Source organism: Paraburkholderia sp. Clong3, from assembly GCF_050436485.1.
GTDB classification, from domain to species: domain Bacteria; phylum Pseudomonadota; class Gammaproteobacteria; order Burkholderiales; family Burkholderiaceae; genus Paraburkholderia; species Paraburkholderia tuberum.
The window spans coordinates 2,208,377-2,224,242 of the sequence record NZ_JBNDMH010000003.1; the positions used below are offsets into that span (position 1 = coordinate 2,208,377).

16 protein-coding genes and 1 pseudogene are annotated in these 15,866 nt (G+C 63.7%); 4 read left to right on the forward strand and 13 right to left on the reverse strand.

Going from position 1 to position 15,866, the window contains the following annotated elements:
* Positions 1 to 3 precede the first annotated feature (3 nt).
* Positions 4 to 1,155 carry a CmpA/NrtA family ABC transporter substrate-binding protein gene (locus tag OKW30_RS33530; protein WP_429348740.1) on the forward strand — a complete coding sequence of 384 codons (1,152 nt, stop codon included), beginning with the start codon at positions 4 to 6 and terminating at the stop codon, positions 1,153 to 1,155.
* A gap of 92 nt (positions 1,156 to 1,247) precedes the next feature.
* On the opposite strand, the gene rhaS is transcribed toward OKW30_RS33530, so the two are convergent.
* From rhaS to rhaM, 6 genes and pseudogenes are all read right to left on the reverse strand, one after another.
* Positions 1,248 to 2,258, reverse strand: coding sequence for a rhamnose ABC transporter substrate-binding protein (gene rhaS / locus OKW30_RS33535; RefSeq protein WP_184031481.1), 1,011 nt, complete (start codon positions 2,256 to 2,258; stop codon positions 1,248 to 1,250).
* Positions 2,259 to 2,297: 39 nt separating this feature from the next.
* Positions 2,298 to 3,330 (reverse strand): annotated as a pseudogene (locus OKW30_RS33540) (ABC transporter permease).
* Positions 3,323 to 4,378: an ABC transporter permease gene (locus tag OKW30_RS33545; RefSeq protein ID WP_184031485.1), complete on the reverse strand. Its 1,056-nt coding sequence runs from the start codon at positions 4,376 to 4,378 to the stop codon at positions 3,323 to 3,325. Before OKW30_RS33545 ends, OKW30_RS33540 begins: the two are co-directional and overlap by 8 nt.
* Positions 4,375 to 5,904: a sugar ABC transporter ATP-binding protein gene (locus OKW30_RS33550; protein WP_429348741.1), complete on the reverse strand. Its 1,530-nt coding sequence runs from the start codon at positions 5,902 to 5,904 to the stop codon at positions 4,375 to 4,377. Before OKW30_RS33550 ends, OKW30_RS33545 begins: the two co-directional genes overlap by 4 nt.
* A gap of 47 nt (positions 5,905 to 5,951) precedes the next feature.
* Positions 5,952 to 6,845 carry an amidohydrolase family protein gene (locus OKW30_RS33555; RefSeq protein ID WP_429348742.1) on the reverse strand — a complete coding sequence of 298 codons (894 nt, stop codon included), beginning with the start codon at positions 6,843 to 6,845 and terminating at the stop codon, positions 5,952 to 5,954.
* 74 nt (positions 6,846 to 6,919) lie between these two features.
* Positions 6,920 to 7,237, reverse strand: coding sequence for an L-rhamnose mutarotase (gene rhaM, locus OKW30_RS33560; RefSeq protein ID WP_184062738.1), 318 nt, complete (start codon positions 7,235 to 7,237; stop codon positions 6,920 to 6,922).
* Positions 7,238 to 7,358: 121 nt separating this feature from the next.
* Between rhaM and OKW30_RS33565 the strand changes: the two genes are divergently transcribed.
* Positions 7,359 to 8,354: a LysR family transcriptional regulator gene (locus OKW30_RS33565; RefSeq protein ID WP_018425428.1), complete on the forward strand. Its 996-nt coding sequence runs from the start codon at positions 7,359 to 7,361 to the stop codon at positions 8,352 to 8,354.
* 19 nt (positions 8,355 to 8,373) lie between these two features.
* Here the strand turns inward: OKW30_RS33565 and OKW30_RS33570 are convergent, their stop codons facing one another.
* The 5 genes from OKW30_RS33570 to OKW30_RS33590 all read right to left on the reverse strand — a co-directional run bounded on the left by OKW30_RS33570 (position 8,374) and on the right by OKW30_RS33590 (position 12,413).
* A complete protein-coding gene (locus tag OKW30_RS33570; RefSeq protein WP_184062740.1) occupies positions 8,374 to 9,156 on the reverse strand; it encodes an SDR family NAD(P)-dependent oxidoreductase in 783 nt (260 codons plus the stop codon).
* A 57-nt stretch (positions 9,157 to 9,213) separates the two neighbouring features.
* Positions 9,214 to 10,392, reverse strand: a complete 1,179-nt coding sequence (gene rhmD, locus OKW30_RS33575; protein ID WP_429348743.1) for an L-rhamnonate dehydratase — start codon at positions 10,390 to 10,392, stop codon at positions 9,214 to 9,216.
* Positions 10,393 to 10,502: 110 nt separating this feature from the next.
* The gene (locus tag OKW30_RS33580) at positions 10,503 to 11,255 is read right to left on the reverse strand and encodes an SDR family NAD(P)-dependent oxidoreductase (RefSeq protein ID WP_184031531.1); all 753 of its coding nucleotides are present in this window, start codon (positions 11,253 to 11,255) and stop codon (positions 10,503 to 10,505) included.
* Positions 11,256 to 11,417: 162 nt separating this feature from the next.
* Positions 11,418 to 11,651 carry a hypothetical protein gene (locus tag OKW30_RS33585; RefSeq protein WP_184062744.1) on the reverse strand — a complete coding sequence of 78 codons (234 nt, stop codon included), beginning with the start codon at positions 11,649 to 11,651 and terminating at the stop codon, positions 11,418 to 11,420.
* A gap of 144 nt (positions 11,652 to 11,795) precedes the next feature.
* Positions 11,796 to 12,413, reverse strand: a complete 618-nt coding sequence (locus tag OKW30_RS33590) for a copper-binding protein (protein ID WP_187626540.1) — start codon at positions 12,411 to 12,413, stop codon at positions 11,796 to 11,798.
* 903 nt (positions 12,414 to 13,316) lie between these two features.
* Here OKW30_RS33590 and OKW30_RS33595 point away from each other — a divergent pair.
* A complete protein-coding gene (locus OKW30_RS33595) occupies positions 13,317 to 13,592 on the forward strand; it encodes a hypothetical protein (RefSeq protein WP_184031549.1) in 276 nt (91 codons plus the stop codon).
* 118 nt (positions 13,593 to 13,710) lie between these two features.
* Here the strand turns inward: OKW30_RS33595 and OKW30_RS33600 are convergent, their stop codons facing one another.
* Positions 13,711 to 14,019, reverse strand: coding sequence for a hypothetical protein (locus OKW30_RS33600; RefSeq protein WP_184062748.1), 309 nt, complete (start codon positions 14,017 to 14,019; stop codon positions 13,711 to 13,713).
* A 788-nt stretch (positions 14,020 to 14,807) separates the two neighbouring features.
* Here OKW30_RS33600 and OKW30_RS33605 point away from each other — a divergent pair.
* On the forward strand, positions 14,808 to 15,134 hold the full coding sequence (locus tag OKW30_RS33605; RefSeq protein ID WP_184011295.1) for an H-NS family nucleoid-associated regulatory protein: 327 nt from the start codon (positions 14,808 to 14,810) through the stop codon (positions 15,132 to 15,134).
* On the opposite strand, the gene OKW30_RS33610 is transcribed toward OKW30_RS33605, so the two are convergent.
* Entirely contained in the window at positions 15,131 to 15,751 is a 621-nt protein-coding gene (locus tag OKW30_RS33610; protein ID WP_184062752.1) for an arsenate reductase ArsC, read from the reverse strand. The genes OKW30_RS33605 and OKW30_RS33610 overlap by 4 nt on opposite strands.
* Positions 15,752 to 15,866 lie beyond the last annotated feature (115 nt).

The window sequence follows — 15,866 nt, forward strand, 5'->3', positions numbered from 1 at the left end:
CTCATGAATCCAGCCACTTCCGTCACCGCCGCGGCCTTTGCGGAGCCGCCTGAAAAGACCCATCTGCGGCTCGGCTTCGTCGCGTTGTCCGACGCGGCGCCGCTGATCGCGGCGAAGCTGCTCGAGTTCGGCCATGCGCACGGGCTCACGCTCGAACTGTGCCGCCAGCCGTCGTGGGCCGCCGTGCGCGACAAGCTGCTAGCCGGCGATCTCGACGCCGCGCACGCGCTTTACGGGCTCGTGTATGGCGTGCAGCTCGGCCTCGGCGGCCCGCGCACCGACATGGCCGTGCTGATGGTGCTGAACCGCAACGGCCAGGCGATCACGCTGTCGAATCGGCTCGCCGATGCGCTCGCGAAGCATGGCACATTGCGCGAGGCGCTCGCGACGCTCGGCCGCAAGCCGGTGTTCGCGCACACCTTCCCGACCGGCACGCATGCGATGTGGCTGTACTACTGGCTCGCGGCGCAAGGCGTCGATCCGTTGCGCGACATCGACAGTGTCGCGATTCCGCCGCCGCAAATGGTCGCCGCGCTTGCCGAAGACCGGCTCGACGGTCTGTGCGTCGGCGAGCCGTGGAATGAAATGGCCGAGGCGCATGGTGTCGGCAAAACGATCGCTTATTCGAGCGAGGTGTGGCCCGAGCATCCCGAGAAAGTGCTCGCCTGCCGAGGCGATTTCGTCGATGCGCATCCGCGCACGACGCGCGCGCTCGTGCAGACCGTGCTCGAAGCGTGCCGCTGGCTCGACGGCGCCGGGCATCGCGACGAGATCGCCCGCTGGCTCGCGCGGCCCGATTACATCGGTATCGACGAGACGCTGATCGCGGCGCGGCTCGGCGACCACCTCGACACGGCGAACCCGCGCCGCCTGCCGATGCGTTTCTTCGACGACGGCGCGGTCAACTATCCGCATCCATTCGAAGGCGCGTGGTTCCTCACGCAGTTCGAGCGCTGGGGGATCATCGATGCGCACAACGACTACGACGCGGTCGCCGCGCGCATCAACCAGACGCAGTTGTATCGCGAGGCCGCCGCGCGCGTGAACGTGCCGGTGCCCGGCGAGGACGTCACAAGGGAACTGATCGATGGCGCAGTGTGGGGAAGCGGCTCACCATCCGCCGCTTATGCGCAGCGTTTTGCGATCCGCCGCTGAGCGGGACCGCACGCGAAAGCCCCGAGATCCGCTGCGCCGACTGCCCACGACCCGCCAACGGCGATCAGGTGGACAGTCGGCGTTGCCGAAGCTCAGAAGTTGTACTTGTCGATGTTGCTCGCATCGAACGTGGTCGGCGGCCCGAGAATGATTTCGCCGTGCGCGCCAATCGTGCGCTTGCCGAGCTTGCCGGCGTCGAACGTTTCGCCCTCCTTACCTGTGATCTTGCCCGACGCGAGCGACGCCGCCGCGTACGCGGCCAGATAGCCGAGCTCGCTTGGGTCCCACAACTGGAACGCGGTCACGGTGCCGTTCTTCACGAACGCGCGCATCTGGTTCGGCGTGCCGAGGCCCGTCACCGCCACCTTGCCCTTGCTCGACGACGACGAGATATAGCGCGCCGCCGCCGCGATGCCGACCGTCGTCGGCGCGACGATCGCCTTCAGGTTCGGATACGCCTGCAGCAAGCCCTGCGTTTCGACGAAGGACTTCTGATCGTCGTCGTTGCCGTACGCGATCTTGACGAGCTTGATCTTCGAGTACTCCGGTTTCTTCAGTTCCTCCTGCATCCACTTGATCCAGGTGTTCTGGTTCGTCGCGTTCGGCGTCGCCGACAGAATCGCGAACTCGCCCTCGCCGCCCATCAGCTTCGCGACCAGTTGCACCTGGCCGCGGCCGATGCCTTCGGCGTTCGCCTGATTGACGAACAGCTGGCGGCCCTCGGGCGCGGTATCGGAGTCGAACGTGACGACCTTGATGCCCTGACCCATCGCCTTCTTCAGATACGGCACGACCGCGTTCGCATCGTTGGCGGCAATCACGATCGCATCCTGGTGCTGCGTGATCAGCGTGTTGATGTACGACACCTGCGACGATGCACCCGCATCCGATGGCCCGACCGCCTTGCCCACGCCGCCGAATTCCTTGATCGCGGCGAGGCCGCCGTCGTCGGCGATCACTTCGTACGGGTTGTTGATCTGCTTCGGCACGAACGCGATCTTCAGCCCGCTTTTCAGTTCCGCGGCGAACGCGCCGCCGCAGCTGATCGCGAGCAACGCGGCGCAGAGCGCGGCCATGCCGGTGTGACGTAGAGGTTTGAACATGAAGTGTCTCCTGCGTTGTTGTTGGACAGAGAGGGGAAGCTAGGTTGCGGATGAAGAAGACGTGGCTGCGGACTTCGCGATGAAACGCCGGTCGCGTGCCGCCCGCCAGCGCGCGACGAGGTTCGGAATCAGCACCGACGCGAGCAGCAGCACGCCGGTCACGATGGTCAGCGTTTCACTCGATACGTCGTCGAGCGTCAGCGCGTTCTTGAGCACGCCGATGATCAGCAGCGACAGCAGCACGCCGACCATCGAGCCGCGTCCGCCGAAAATGCTGACGCCACCGAACAGCACCGCGGCGATCACCGACAGCTCGAAGCCCTCGCCGTTATCGCCGCGCGCGCTCGTGAAGCGCAGCGTATAGACGATGCCCGCGAGCGCGCTGACGAGACCCGACAGCACGAACAGGCGCAAGCGGATCTTCGCGACCTCGATGCCGGAGAACGCGGCGGCGGTCGGATTCGCGCCGATCGCATAGAGACTGCGGCCGAACGCGGTGGCTTGCAGCACAACCGTGAACAGCACGGCGGCGACGATCACGATCACGAACGGCAACGGAACGAACGTGGGGCCAAGCGTGTTCATGCCGAACGCCGTATACGCGGCCGGAAAATCCGCGACCGCCTGATCGCCGAGCAGCACATACGCGAGACCGCGAAACAGCGCGAGCGTACCGATCGTGACCGCGAGCGACGGCAGGTTCAGCTTGACGATCACGAGGCCGTTCAGCAGGCCCGCCAGCGCGCCGGCGATCAGCACCACAACGATCACGACCGGCATCGGCAGACCCATGTGCCACAGCACGCCCATCAGCGCGCTCGACGCGCCCAGCACCGACGCGACCGAACAGATCGATTTCGGCGGCGACGATGATCAGCGTCATCGGCAGCGCCATCAGCGCGATCTCGGTCAGATCGGCGAATACGTTGCTCAGGTTCGCGCCGGTCAGAAACACCGGCGACAGCCAGCGGCCCAACACCAGCGACACGATCAGCACGATCACCAGCAACACTTCCCATTGCAGCGGCGTTTCGCGCTTGCGCGTGAGCAGCGCGGAATCGGGTTTAGCCATGATCGCGTTTCCTCATCATGCGTTTGGCGACGGAGCGGGCCAGCAGCGTATCGGCGGCGATCGCGGCGACGATCAGCGCGCCCTGGATCGCCTGCTCCCAGAATGGCGACACGTGCAGCACGACGAGCGCGATGCTGATCACGCCGAGCACGAGCGCACCGAGCGTCGCGCCGAGGATCGTGCCGACGCCGCCCGTAATCGCGACACTGCCGACCACCGCCGCCGCGACGACCTGCAATTCGATGCCCTTCGCGGTGCTGGCATCGACGGTGCCGAAGCGCGCGAGCCACAACGCGCCCGCGAAGCCCGCAATCGCCCCGGACAACAAAAAGCCCGACATCACGCGACGCTCGACGTTCACGCCCGCGAGCCGCGCGGCTTCCGGATTCGAGCCGATCGCATAGTGCTCGCGACCGCCGCGAAACTGCTTCAGATACACCGACAGGCCGGCGAGTACGACGATCGCGATCAGAGCGAGCGTCGGGATGCCGAGCAGCGTGCCGGTCGCGAGCCGCGAGTACGCGTCGGGCAGACTGGTCGCGTTGATCTGGCCGCCGTGCACCCATGCGTAATCGGCGCCGCGAAAGATGTACAGCGTCGACAGCGTCGCCACGAGCGAAGGCACGCGCCCCACCGCGACGAGCAGCGCATTGATGCCGCCCGCGACGAGCCCGATCGCGAGCCCCGCGGCCAGCGCGACGAGCACCGGCATATGCGGGAACCCAACGTACAGGCTGCCCACCGCGTACGCGCTGATACCCACCGTCGAGCCGACCGACAGATCGATATGCCGCATCAGGATCACGACGGTCATGCCGGCCGTGAGCAGACCGATGATCGATACGTTCAGCAGCACGTCGCGCAGGTTCTGCAGATTCAGGAACTGCGGCTTCGCGAGCCCGGTCCCCGCGATCAGCAGGATCAGCACGACGAACAACGTGGTTTCGCGGCTCTTCGCGACGCTCGCGACGAGGCCGCCCGATGAAGCGGCGGAACGCTTCGGCAGCGACTGCCGCACCGGCGCGGGATGGGTCGAATGGCGCATCATGCTGCACGTCCCAATGGTGAAAGTCCCTGACCGAGCGCGGCGCCCATGATGCGCTCCTCGTTCGCGTCGGCGCGCGCGAGCTCCGCGCTGATGCGGCCTTCGTGCATCACGAGTACGCGATCGGCCATACCGAGCACCTCGGGCAACTCGCTCGAAATCATCAGCACGGCCATGCCATCGCGCACGAGTTCGGCGAGCGCGCCATACACCTCGGCTTTCGCGCCAACGTCGATGCCGCGCGTCGGTTCGTCGATGATCAGCACTTTCGGGCCGGTCGCGAGCCACTTGCCGAGCACGACCTTCTGCTGGTTGCCGCCCGACAGCGTACCGACCGGCGCCCCCGGGTCGCTCGCCTTCAGGCGCAGACGCGTGCCCCACTTGTTGGCGAGCTGCGTTTCGCTGCGCGTCGAAATGAGCCCATGCCGAACGAGCCGTCCGAGCACCGTCATCGACGCATTGCGCGCGATGCTCAGTTCGAGCGCGAGCCCTTGCTGGCGGCGATCCTCCGGCACCAGCGCGAGCCCGGCGCGCACCGCGGCCGCGGGCTTGCCGGTGTCGAGCCGCTTGCCGGTCAGCCACACTTCGCCCGAATCGAGCGGATCGATACCGAAGATCGCCCGCGCGACCTCGCTGCGTCCCGCGCCGACGAGGCCCGCGAGCGCGACGATCTCGCCGGCGCGCACGTCGAACGAGACATCCTTGAACACGCCGATGCGCGTCAGGCCGCGCACCGACAGACGCACGTCGCCCGGTGTGCAATCGGCCTTCGGATAGAACGTTTGCAGATCGCGGCCGACCATCCTGGCGACGATCGCGTCGGTGCTCAGATCGGCGGTCAGCGCGTCGAAGACTTTCGCGCCATCGCGCATGATCGTCACGCGCTGCGTCAGCGCGAACACTTCGTCGAGCCGGTGCGTGATGAACAGAATCGCGACGTCGCGTTCGCGCAGCTTGCGCACGATCGCGAAGAGCCGCTCGACTTCGGGCAGCGACAATGCGGCCGTCGGTTCATCCATGATCAGCACGCTCGCGTTCAGCGACAACGCCTTCGCGATTTCGATCACCTGCTGATCCGCGATCGACAGACCGCGCACCAGTTGATCCGCGCGCAACTCGACGCCGAGCGACGCGAGCAGTCCGTCCACCTCGCGATGCATCGCGTCGTACTGGATGCGGCCGAAGCGGTCGACCGGCTGCCGGCCCATGAAGATGTTCTCCGCGATCGACAGATCGAAGAACAACGTCGGCTCCTGATAGATGACCGCGAGCCCGGCGTCGCGCGCTTCGGCCGGCGTCGCGAAGCGACGTGGCTCGCCGTTCACCAGAAGCTCGCCGGCGTCGGGCTGATGCACCCCGGCGAGAATTTTCACGAGCGTCGATTTGCCCGCGCCGTTCTCGCCGAGCAGCGCATGCACCTCGCCGGGCCACAGCACGAGGTCGCCGTCGGACAGCGCGCGCACCCGGCCGAAGGATTTGCTCGCGTGCCGCAATTCGAGTCGCGGCACCGTGGAAAGGGATGGCTGCACTGCGTGTCTCCTTTTTTGCGGCTGTCTTCTCTTCGACGCGCGGCGCGTCAAATCCGGTAGTACCGTTCCGCGTTGCGCCGAAACAGCGCGTCCTTCTCAGCCTCGCTCGCATCGCCAACGATCGCCGCATACGCGCGCCACAAATCCGTATACGAACCAAACAGCCGGTCGACCGGAAAATTCGACGCGAACATCGCGCGTTCGACGCCGAACGTATCGATCGTTTCGAGCACATAAGGCCGCAGGCTTTCGACGGTCCAGTGATGATCGAACATCGCGAGCCCGCTGATCTTCACCGCGACGTTCGGACACGCCGCGAGCAGGCGCATGCCTTCGCGCCACGCGCGGTAACCGGCCACGCTATTACGATCGACGAACATGCCCGCATGATTGACGACCAGAAGCGTGTCCGCATGCGCACGCGCCAAGGCGGCCGCCTCTTCCATTTGCGACGGATACAGCTGCAGATCGAACGACAGGTCGTAACGGCGCAGCAACGCGAAATGCTCGCGCCACCGCGGCTCGCGCATGTAATGACGGCCGACGTAATCGAACAGTTTGTTGTCGTGCACGTTGAGAATCTGCCGGATGCCGCGCGTATTCGCGAACGACGCATGCGCTTCGAGCAACGCGGGCGCATTTTGCGCGGACAGGTCCACGGCGGCGACGATCGCATTCGGCAAGCCGCGCGAGGCGTCGCGATCCGCGATCGACTGCAACCAGCGCGTTTCCTCGACGGGATCGGCCGGATCGTGATTCGCTTCGACGTGCACGAGCTTCAGCACGTCGACGTCGCCCGCTTCACCGAGCAGATCGTCGAGCAGATAGTCGTGCTTCAGATCGCGCGCATCGCCGACGAACGACACGCCCGGGTTCTCCAGCCACGGATAGCGATGCGTCTTCAGATCCCACAGATGGATATGCGAATCGACAACCTGCATGCGGCACCTTCGTCCGGTGAAAAGCGTTTCGAGGTTCGTGCGTCGTTGCGGGGTTCAGCTGCGTTCAGCGCGACTCAATGACTGAGATGAAAGACCGGCTCGAGCGTCTGCGACAGCGGCGTATGATCGGGCCCGGTCTGCATGATGTCGGCCATGTAATCCCACCATTTGCGCATCACGTCGAGTTGCGGCAACTGGTCCATCGTGTGATCGCTGGTGCGCGAGAGCACCGCGAAAAGATGATGCGTGTCGGGGTCGAAGAAAATCCGGTAGTCGCGCACGCCGGCGTTGTGCAGCGCGTCAACGAGCTCGGGCCAGATCTGCGTATGACGCCGTTCGTATTCTTCGCGCATGCCGGGGTTCAGCACCATCCGGAAAGCGATTGTCTCCATTGCGGCCTGTCTCCTGTCGACCTCTTCGAACGACTATAATTCCTGCATCGATAGCCTCTCAATCCGTTGTTGGGATTGGTCGATCCACAAACCGAATCGCACGGGCACTCCTACTGGCACCATGAGCCAACATTCAGCCGCCGTCGCACTCGTCAATCGTCTCAAGTTCAAGCATCTCGCCCTGCTCGTCGCACTCGACGACACCCGCAACCTGCATCAGGCCGCCGAGGCCGTCAACGTCGCGCAACCGAGCGCGAGCCGCATGCTCGGCGACATCGAGGAAGCGTTCGGCTTCCTGCTGTTCGAGCGCAACGCGCGCGGCATGACGCCGACGCCGCTCGGCGTCGTCACGCTCGCTTACGCGCGCCGTGCGCTTGCCGAGCTCACACGCTTCGCCGAAGACCTCGATGTCAAACGCCGCGGCGGTCACGGCCAGTTGACCGTCGGCGCGATCATGGGCGCCGCGCCCGATCTGCTGGCGATGTCGGTCGCCGCGCTGAAGACCGAAAGCCCGCTGCTCAGCGTGCGCATCCTCGGTGAAACAAGCGATCAGGTCGTGCAATTGCTGCATCGGCGCGAGGTCGATCTCGCGCTGGGGCGCCTGACCAACCCTCTGCAGCACAACGACTTCAGCTTCGAGCCGCTCGCGCGCGAAACGCTGCTGCTCGTCGTGCGCGCCGTGCATCCGCTCGCGCGGCGCACGCGCATCACGTTGCGCGAACTGGTCGCGTGGCCGTGGGTTGCGCAACCCGTCACGAGTCCGGCGCGCGTGCTGTTCGAGGAAGAACTCGCGCGTGCCGGGCTCGCCACGCCAGTCAATCTGACCGAATGCGCGTCGATCTTCGCGACGCTGCAATTGCTCGAGAATTACGATGCGGTCGCGATGCTGCCGGAGTCGGTCGTGCGCGATCATGTGCGCGGCGGGCTGCTGGTCGCGCTGCCACTCGAAATCGGCAAGAGTCTCGCGGGTTTCGGCATTCTCACGCGCAAGGAAGAGCAGCTCGCCGAGCCGGCGCTGCGCTTCATCGAACTGCTGCGCGGCTTCTCGCGCGACCTCGCGCGCGACAATCCGGCCGCCGCACCCGGCACGCCGACTACGCCCGTCACGGTCAATTGACGCCCGCATCGCGCGTCGCTCATTGCAGGTTCACGAACAGGCCGCCGTCGACGAGCAGCGCGGCGCCCGTCACATAGCGCGCGCGGTCCGACGCGAGAAACACGACGCAATCGGCGACGTCGTCGGGACGCCCGAGGCGGCCGAGCGGAATGCGCTTTTCGAAGTAGGCCTTCTTCGCTTCGTCGGCGAGATCTTCGGCGTTCAGATCGGTCGCGATCGTGCCCGGCATGACAGAGTTGCAGCGGATGCCGAACGGCCCCAACGCGATCGCGCACGACTGCATCAGCGAATGCACGCCGGCCTTGGTCGGCGTGTAATGCGTTTGCATGCCGCCGCCCACCAACGCGCTGATCGAACTCGTCGCGACGATCGCGCCGCCGGTGCCCTGCTTTTTCATCTGCTGCGCGGCAGCCTGTGTCACGAAGAACGCGCCGTTCAGATTGACCGCGACCGTCGATTCGAGCACGTCCGCCGGCATGTCGAGAAACGCGTGAAACGGGCAGATGCCGGCATTGCTCGCGAGCACGTCGAGCTTGCCGAACGCGTCGACCGTCCGTCGCACCAGCTCCTGGCCGGTGTCGCGCGCCGCGACGTTGCCTTCCACCGCGATCACGCGCCGCCCCAACGCCTCGATTTCGCCGACGACTTCCTCGACCGCCGAGCGCCGGCCATACGATGCGTCGTTGTCGCCCCAGTAGTTGATCGCCACGTCCGCGCCTTCGCGCGCGCAGGCCACCGCGATCGCGCGTCCGATGCCGCGCGAGCCGCCGGTGACGATCACGACTTTGTCCTTGAGCAGCACCCTAATCTCCTTTGCGGCGGTTCGCCGTTCGGCACAGGTTCAAAACGTTCGACACGTTCAATGCTGATAAGGCCGCAGCAGCGCGCATTCCGGATTGAGCCGCACGCCAAAGCCCGGCGTGTCCGGCACCTTCATGCGCCCGTTCACCGGCACCGGCTCGTCGAGCAGCAGCGGGTTGAACATCGGCACGACTTCGTCGGCTTTCGGCGCCATCATCAGAAACTCGGAGAACGGCGAGTTATGGCGCGTGACGACGAAGTGATAGCTGTACACCGACGACCCATGCGGCACCACCATCACGTTGTGCGCATCGGCGAGCGCGGAAATCTTGATCAGCTCGGTGATGCCGCCGCACCAGCCGACGTCGGGCTGGATCAGATCGCAGCACTGCATCTCCAGCAGCATCCGGAAGCCCCAGCGCGTCGCCTCGTGCTCGCCGGTCGACACCATCATGCCGCGTGGCACGTTGCGGCGCAGTTCGGCGTAACCCCAGTAATCGTCGGGAGGAAGACATTCCTCGACCCATTTGAGGCCGTATTCGTGCGCGCCTTGCGCGAGCCGCGTCGCGTAGCGCACGTCGAGGCTCATCCAGCAGTCGTACATCAGCCAGAAGTCGTCGCCGACGCGCGAGCGCATGTCGGCGAGCTTGTCGAGGTTTTGCCTGAGTCCGTCTTCGCCTTCCGCGGGACCATGCTGCAACGGCAGCTTGCCGCCGATGAAGCCCATCTCCTTCGCGAGATCGGGCCGCGCGCCGGTCGCATAGAACACGAGCTCGTCGCGCACCGGGCCGCCCAATAGCTGATACACGGGCTCCTTGCGAACCTTCGCGAGCAGATCCCACAGCGCGAGATCGACACCGGAAATCGTGTTCAGCACGACGCCCTTGCGCCCGTAGTACAGCGTCGCGAAGTACATCTGATCCCACATCTTTTCGATGTCGGTCACCAGTTGCCCTTCGAGAAAACGCGCGAGATGTTTTTCGACGATGAACGCGCCGATCTCGCCGCCGGTCGTCACCGCGAAGCCCACGGTGCCGTCGCTCGCTTCGATCTCGACGACCAGCGTGCCGAGCACATTGATGCCGAACGACTGACGGCTCTGGCGGTACTCGGGATAACGCGCCATCGGCGTCGCGATGTGATCGTCGATCCAGTGTCCGCCGGCCTGGTCGTGATAGTCCGCGCCACCGCCGCGAACGATGAAGGCACGCACGTGCCGGATGGTAGGCATGGCCATGAAAGGGCTCCGGGAGAGAGGCGTCGAAGCGGCTCGACAACGCGCGTTCGACGCGTGTGCAATACGCTGCGGGATGTGAGCACTGCGTGAGCAATGCGCGAGCAGCGCGCTCAATAGGTGGCGCGGCCGCCCGACAGGTCGAATACCGAGCCGGTGCTGAACGCGCAGTCTTCGGAAGACAGCCACAGGATCAGCGACGCCGCTTCTTCCGGCAGCAGGAAACGGTTCATCGGAATCTTCGACAGCATGTAGTCGATGTGCTGCTGCGACATCGAATCGAAGATTTCGGTCTTGGCCGCGGCCGGCGTGACCGCATTGACGAGGATGTTTCTGGTCGCGAGTTCCTTGCCGAGCGACTTGGTGAGCCCGATCAACCCCGCTTTCGATGCGCTGTAGTGCGAAGCATTCGGATTGCCCTCCTTGCCCGCCACCGACGCGATATTGACGATGCGGCCGTAGCCCTGCTTCAGCATCTGCGGCACGACCGCGCGGCAGGTCAGGTACGGACCGATCAGATTCACGTCGATCACGCGGCGCCACATGTCGGGCGCAAGCTCCCAGGTCGCGCCGTTGCCGCCGGTGATGCCCGCGCAGTTGATCAGCACGTCGATCGAGCCGTGCCCGGCGACCGTTTGCGCGGTGGCCTGCTGAACCGCGGCGTCGTCGGTCAGCTCGACCGTGATGGCGCTGACCTTGCCGAGTTCGCTCAGCTCGCGCTGGCTGCGCGCGAGCCGTTCGCTATCGACGTCCCACAACGCGACCGACGCGCCCGAGCGCAACGCCCGCTGCGCGACCGCGTAGCCGATGCCACGCGCGCCGCCGGTGATGACGACCGTGCGCCCCTCCAGATCGATCCGATTCATTGCTGTGCTCCTGTAGGCCGCCGTGCGGCGTGCCATCGAGTTGTTGTATATCGCTGCAGTCAATATACGGGCGGTGCGATGCGCCAACAATTCGACTATTCGCGGGGGCGATAGCAAAAGTGGATCGGCAGCGGGAGCGAGCGCTAAAGGGAAGCGAAGCGGCTAATCATCGGCAGCGATGAAAAGCATTGAGACATACAGAATGGTCGACACGACGATGATGCCGACGCCGACCAGCACCTTGGTCTGGTCGAAGTTGATCCCGCCGATGATCGCTATGCCGATCCCGAACACCGACGATAACGTGCCGAGCGCGGCGAAGCCCACGTGTATCTTGCTGCGGACCAGCCGTTTGCGCTCCGATTCGGCAGTGGTTTCCGTTTCGCTCTGTTCCATTCCCCGCTCCTTCGCGCGCGACGCGATGACCATCGTGAAACCTGAGCCGCAATGGCCGGCGCGACGTCGAACCGCCGGTTGCGGTTCGACGCCGTGCACCTCGATACGCTTCAGCGTAGTTTATTTAAGCCTTCTCGATCGCCGTTATTTGACGTCCGCGCCATTGCGCGACACCGACGCCGCGATGGCCGAGACGAATACCGCGCGCACCGAATCGCCGACCTTCAGTTTGTCGAGCGTAATGTCCGGCGCCACGTCGAGCGTTTCCGTGCGCGACGGCCCGCGCAGCGTGATCGTGCGCTTCTTGCGATCGATCTTGCGCACCGTCGCGACGACCTCGACGCGCCGCGCCGATGCAACGACACCGTTCGCCGCAGGCTGTGTGACTTCGGTATCGATGCGCTGGCGGATTCCGTTCGGCGCGAGTTTGTCGACGCCGACCAGCACCGCCCTCTTGTACGCAATCGTCACGACGTCGCCGACATGCAGCTTGCTGACGTCGGCGGCTTGCGGATTCACGTCGAAAGTTTCCTCGCCGCCTTGCGGGCCGCGCAGCGTCACGCTGTTCGTCGCGGGGTCGATCGCGACGACGCGCGCCTGAACGTGCAGCAGCGCGGCGGCGCCAATTGCCCGCTGTTCCGGCGCGGACGCGGCCGCGTTGTCCTGTGCCAGCGCCGGACCCGCCGCGGCGACGCAAACCACCAACGCAACCGCGATCGCCTTCACCTGCATGAGCCCGGAGTCCGTAGAATTACAAGCCATGAAATGCTCCTTTTGATTGCGTCGATGTTACGGCAAATGTTTTGTCGCAGATCGCGTACTACGCTTGGCACCGGCAAGTGCAGTCGCTTCGAATAAAAAGAAAAGCGGACTATTAATCGCTTTTATCGGACGGGGTTACGCTTTTTGAAACCAATAGCGGTTCCTTTCTAATGCGTCGATTTGTTCCGGAGAGCCAATCGCGAAAAGCGCGTGCTTCTCCATGCGATGCAATCGGTATGCGGAGTCGTGGCGGATGAGCTTGCGCAAGGAGCCGCGCGGCTTTGCACATGCGTTCCCGCGAGCGTCAGCGGAGGGGTAGAGAGCTAGCCATAACATATTCCTCGCAACGAGATGGACTACCGGGCGACCCAACGTGAGCGGGTCCGGAAATTGCCGAACGTTATGACTATTTCAAACGGTTTCGGGGATGCTAGCAAACGCGCAAAGGAATGGCAAGACAAGTGGCTGCGCATCGCCATTCCCGATTAATCGGGTTTGCCGCGTCAAATCTTTTATGACGGTGGGCGATTCATTTGCCATAAAAATATGATCGCTGCAATTCGCTGAGCTCAGATGCCCGGCGACGCCGTCCTCGCTCTGACTCTGTCCGGTTGCCTGACAACAGTCGAATCGGCGCATTCGATAGAACGACTCCGCACAAACCCTTAATGGATGATACTGAAGCGATTACGCATCGCTGCGCGACGAATACAAAAAATTGTCGTCAATCATTGGAATACTGCGAACACGGGTTATTGATCGAGCGAATTTTGCCGTCAAGGCAACGAAAAAGGACGCTTGAGTCGATGGCCACGGTCACGTGGGCATCACAGGCACAGCGTTTGCTAAACCTCGCGTCACCGTCTAACGCACACACATTGGTTTATCGAAAGGACACCACACATGGTCACGACTCGCCCCTGCACCGCCGCCTGCGTCATCGACGGCCTCCTCGTCACGCTGACGTTCTATCCGGACAACGGCGTGTTGCGTATTGCCGATTCGTCCGGCGCCTGTCTAAGAGAAACGCGCTGGCATGGGTCATGGCGCGCTCTGCTCGAGGAGTTCCGCGGTTACTACGAAGCGGCGGAAAACGACGCGGCGCGCGGCGTCGACGATATCGTCGCTCGCCTCGGCGAGCGCTGCGCTGATGCCCAGCGGGAATTGGCATTCGCGTGAAATGGCATGCGCTTGCGATCAAGCGCGTGAAAGGCGGCGGCGGCAGCGCTCGGCACCTGTTCGTTGCCTCGCGATCCGGGGTCGTTCCTGGCGCCCCGCTGCCGCTCGCTAACTCTGGTCATTGACCGAAATAAGTCTTGCACTCCGTGCTGAACGAGCATGACTGGCTGCGCCGGCCTCCCGCTTGCGACTCGCCCGCCGGAACACCACCATACGACGCGTTGCGTATGCCCTGCTCTCGCGGGTCCCAGTTCTGACCGAACGACATGTCGGTCGTCGCCTGCGCCGATTCGTCCGCATCGTGCTCCATCATCGCGCGACCCGACACGGCGTGGTCCGCCTGGCCGCTCCACTCCTCCGCGATGGCCGTTCTCGGCGCGAGAAACAGAACGGCGGTCGCGGCAATCATCAATATACGTACTCTCATTTCCGGACTCCTCGAATCCGGCGCAGCAGTGTTCGTCCTCCACAAGAATTGATCCGCGAACAGCCAACCTGCCCAATCGGGCCGAGGAACGGGTCGATGCCAATGCGCTACTGCTGCGACGGGTCACCGAACTAAACAGATGAAGAATTACCGCGCTTGCAGCCGATACTCGACGCGTTCCCGAGCGTCGGCGGAATCGGCGCGCACAAGGCGGCTGTAAGTCTGCATTCGCAGCTTGTCGTCCTTCTTTTATAGTTCGCGCATACCGGAATTCAATCCCAGGAGCTTCCAGCAGTGTCGCCAATCGTCCACACCGTTCGATAAACCGCGTTCACCGACAAATTCAACGTGAACTAAGCGTGCTTTGCTCGCGCATTGCGCTATCATGTTGCTACAACGCACAAAAAGCGAACCCGCACATCGACGAAAGTCCGGTGAAAGACGGACAGCGTGGAATGACTCCATCCATTCGCAATCATTGCATCGAGACACAGAGTTTTTCATAGCGAACGTCAGGCTTACCGGCCTCGTTCGTCGCGTTGCGACATGCTGAAATATTTGCTGATCGAGACTCTCGGTTCGAGGGTCGGTTGTTCCAGCGGCCGTCTTTGTCCGAGGCCGTATTGCAATTCAGGGAGCAACGTTTTTTAACCCGGCACATGGCATTTCCGTCAATCGACAACCCCACCGCGGAGCGGCCCCATTCAGTCGGGCTCGATGCTTCGCAGCTTTTTCCCCGCAATCTGTCTTCGACAGCACGCTGCACGTTTTAGAAGGACGAATATCCTATGGACGAAAGGAAGCGAGATAGCATGATTGCGTATCTCCGCCATCGTATGGAAGAGTTTGGTATCAGACCAGAAGACCTTGCCGCAGCGCTGGCGACCGAGTCATTGGCCAAAAAGGCTGAGCGCTATCGCAATGCGACCGGAGACAGCTGGGACGGCAACGGCGAAATGCCGCAATGGTTGAAGCAGGCTATTAGTGCCGGCCAGAGCATTGAGCATTTCGAATTGGCCGCAAAACCGGCGCCCGCGCCCCAACCGAAAAAACAGGTGGACTGGTCGAATGACCCGTTCGCCGGCACGCGGCTCGGGCGCCCGAATAACCGCTAGGTGCAGGCCGCCGCGCTCGAAGGCGCGGGCACAATGGCTGCGGCTTCGAAACGAACCGCCGTGCCACGCACCGGTTTTGCGCCACCGCTTGCCACATTTACGGCATTCACCGTATTCCCCGCATTGACGGCATTCGCCGCATCGACGAGATTCGCGTGATTCGAGGCAGGCTGCGCATATTGCGGCAGCTCGATAAGCGCGCTGACCTGCCGGACGATCTGCCAGAAGGTCTTGTCGAAAAGACAGGCCTGCTCGTCAGCGGACCCGTGGCCGCCCGCGAGCGGATCGGTAATGGTCCAATAGACGAACGCCGGTGCACCGGGAAATACCGGCGCGTGCAGTCCGCCGACGAATTCGTCGAGCGCGATCACGATATCCATGCGCGGCGCCCATTCGCCGGTGAATTCGAGCCAGCTTTTAGGGCTCAGCACCGCGCGCCCGGAAATGCCGGGCCGCAATTGCGCGACCGCGAGTGGATGAAGGCGCGCGGCCGGTTCAGGGCCCGCGCTGAACGCGTCGAACCGGTGCCCCGCCAGTTCGCGCAGTAAAGCTTCGGCAATGATGCTGCGGATCGAATTATCGCGGCAGAGAAACAACACCTTATATTTTCTGGACACGCTTACCCCGTACCGATGTTTTTTTATTGGCCTCTGGGCGGAATTGTGCCGCTCCAGTCTTGCGCCCCCGTGACACTACGGCATCTTTATTATTTGCGCCTCGGGATTCGCACCA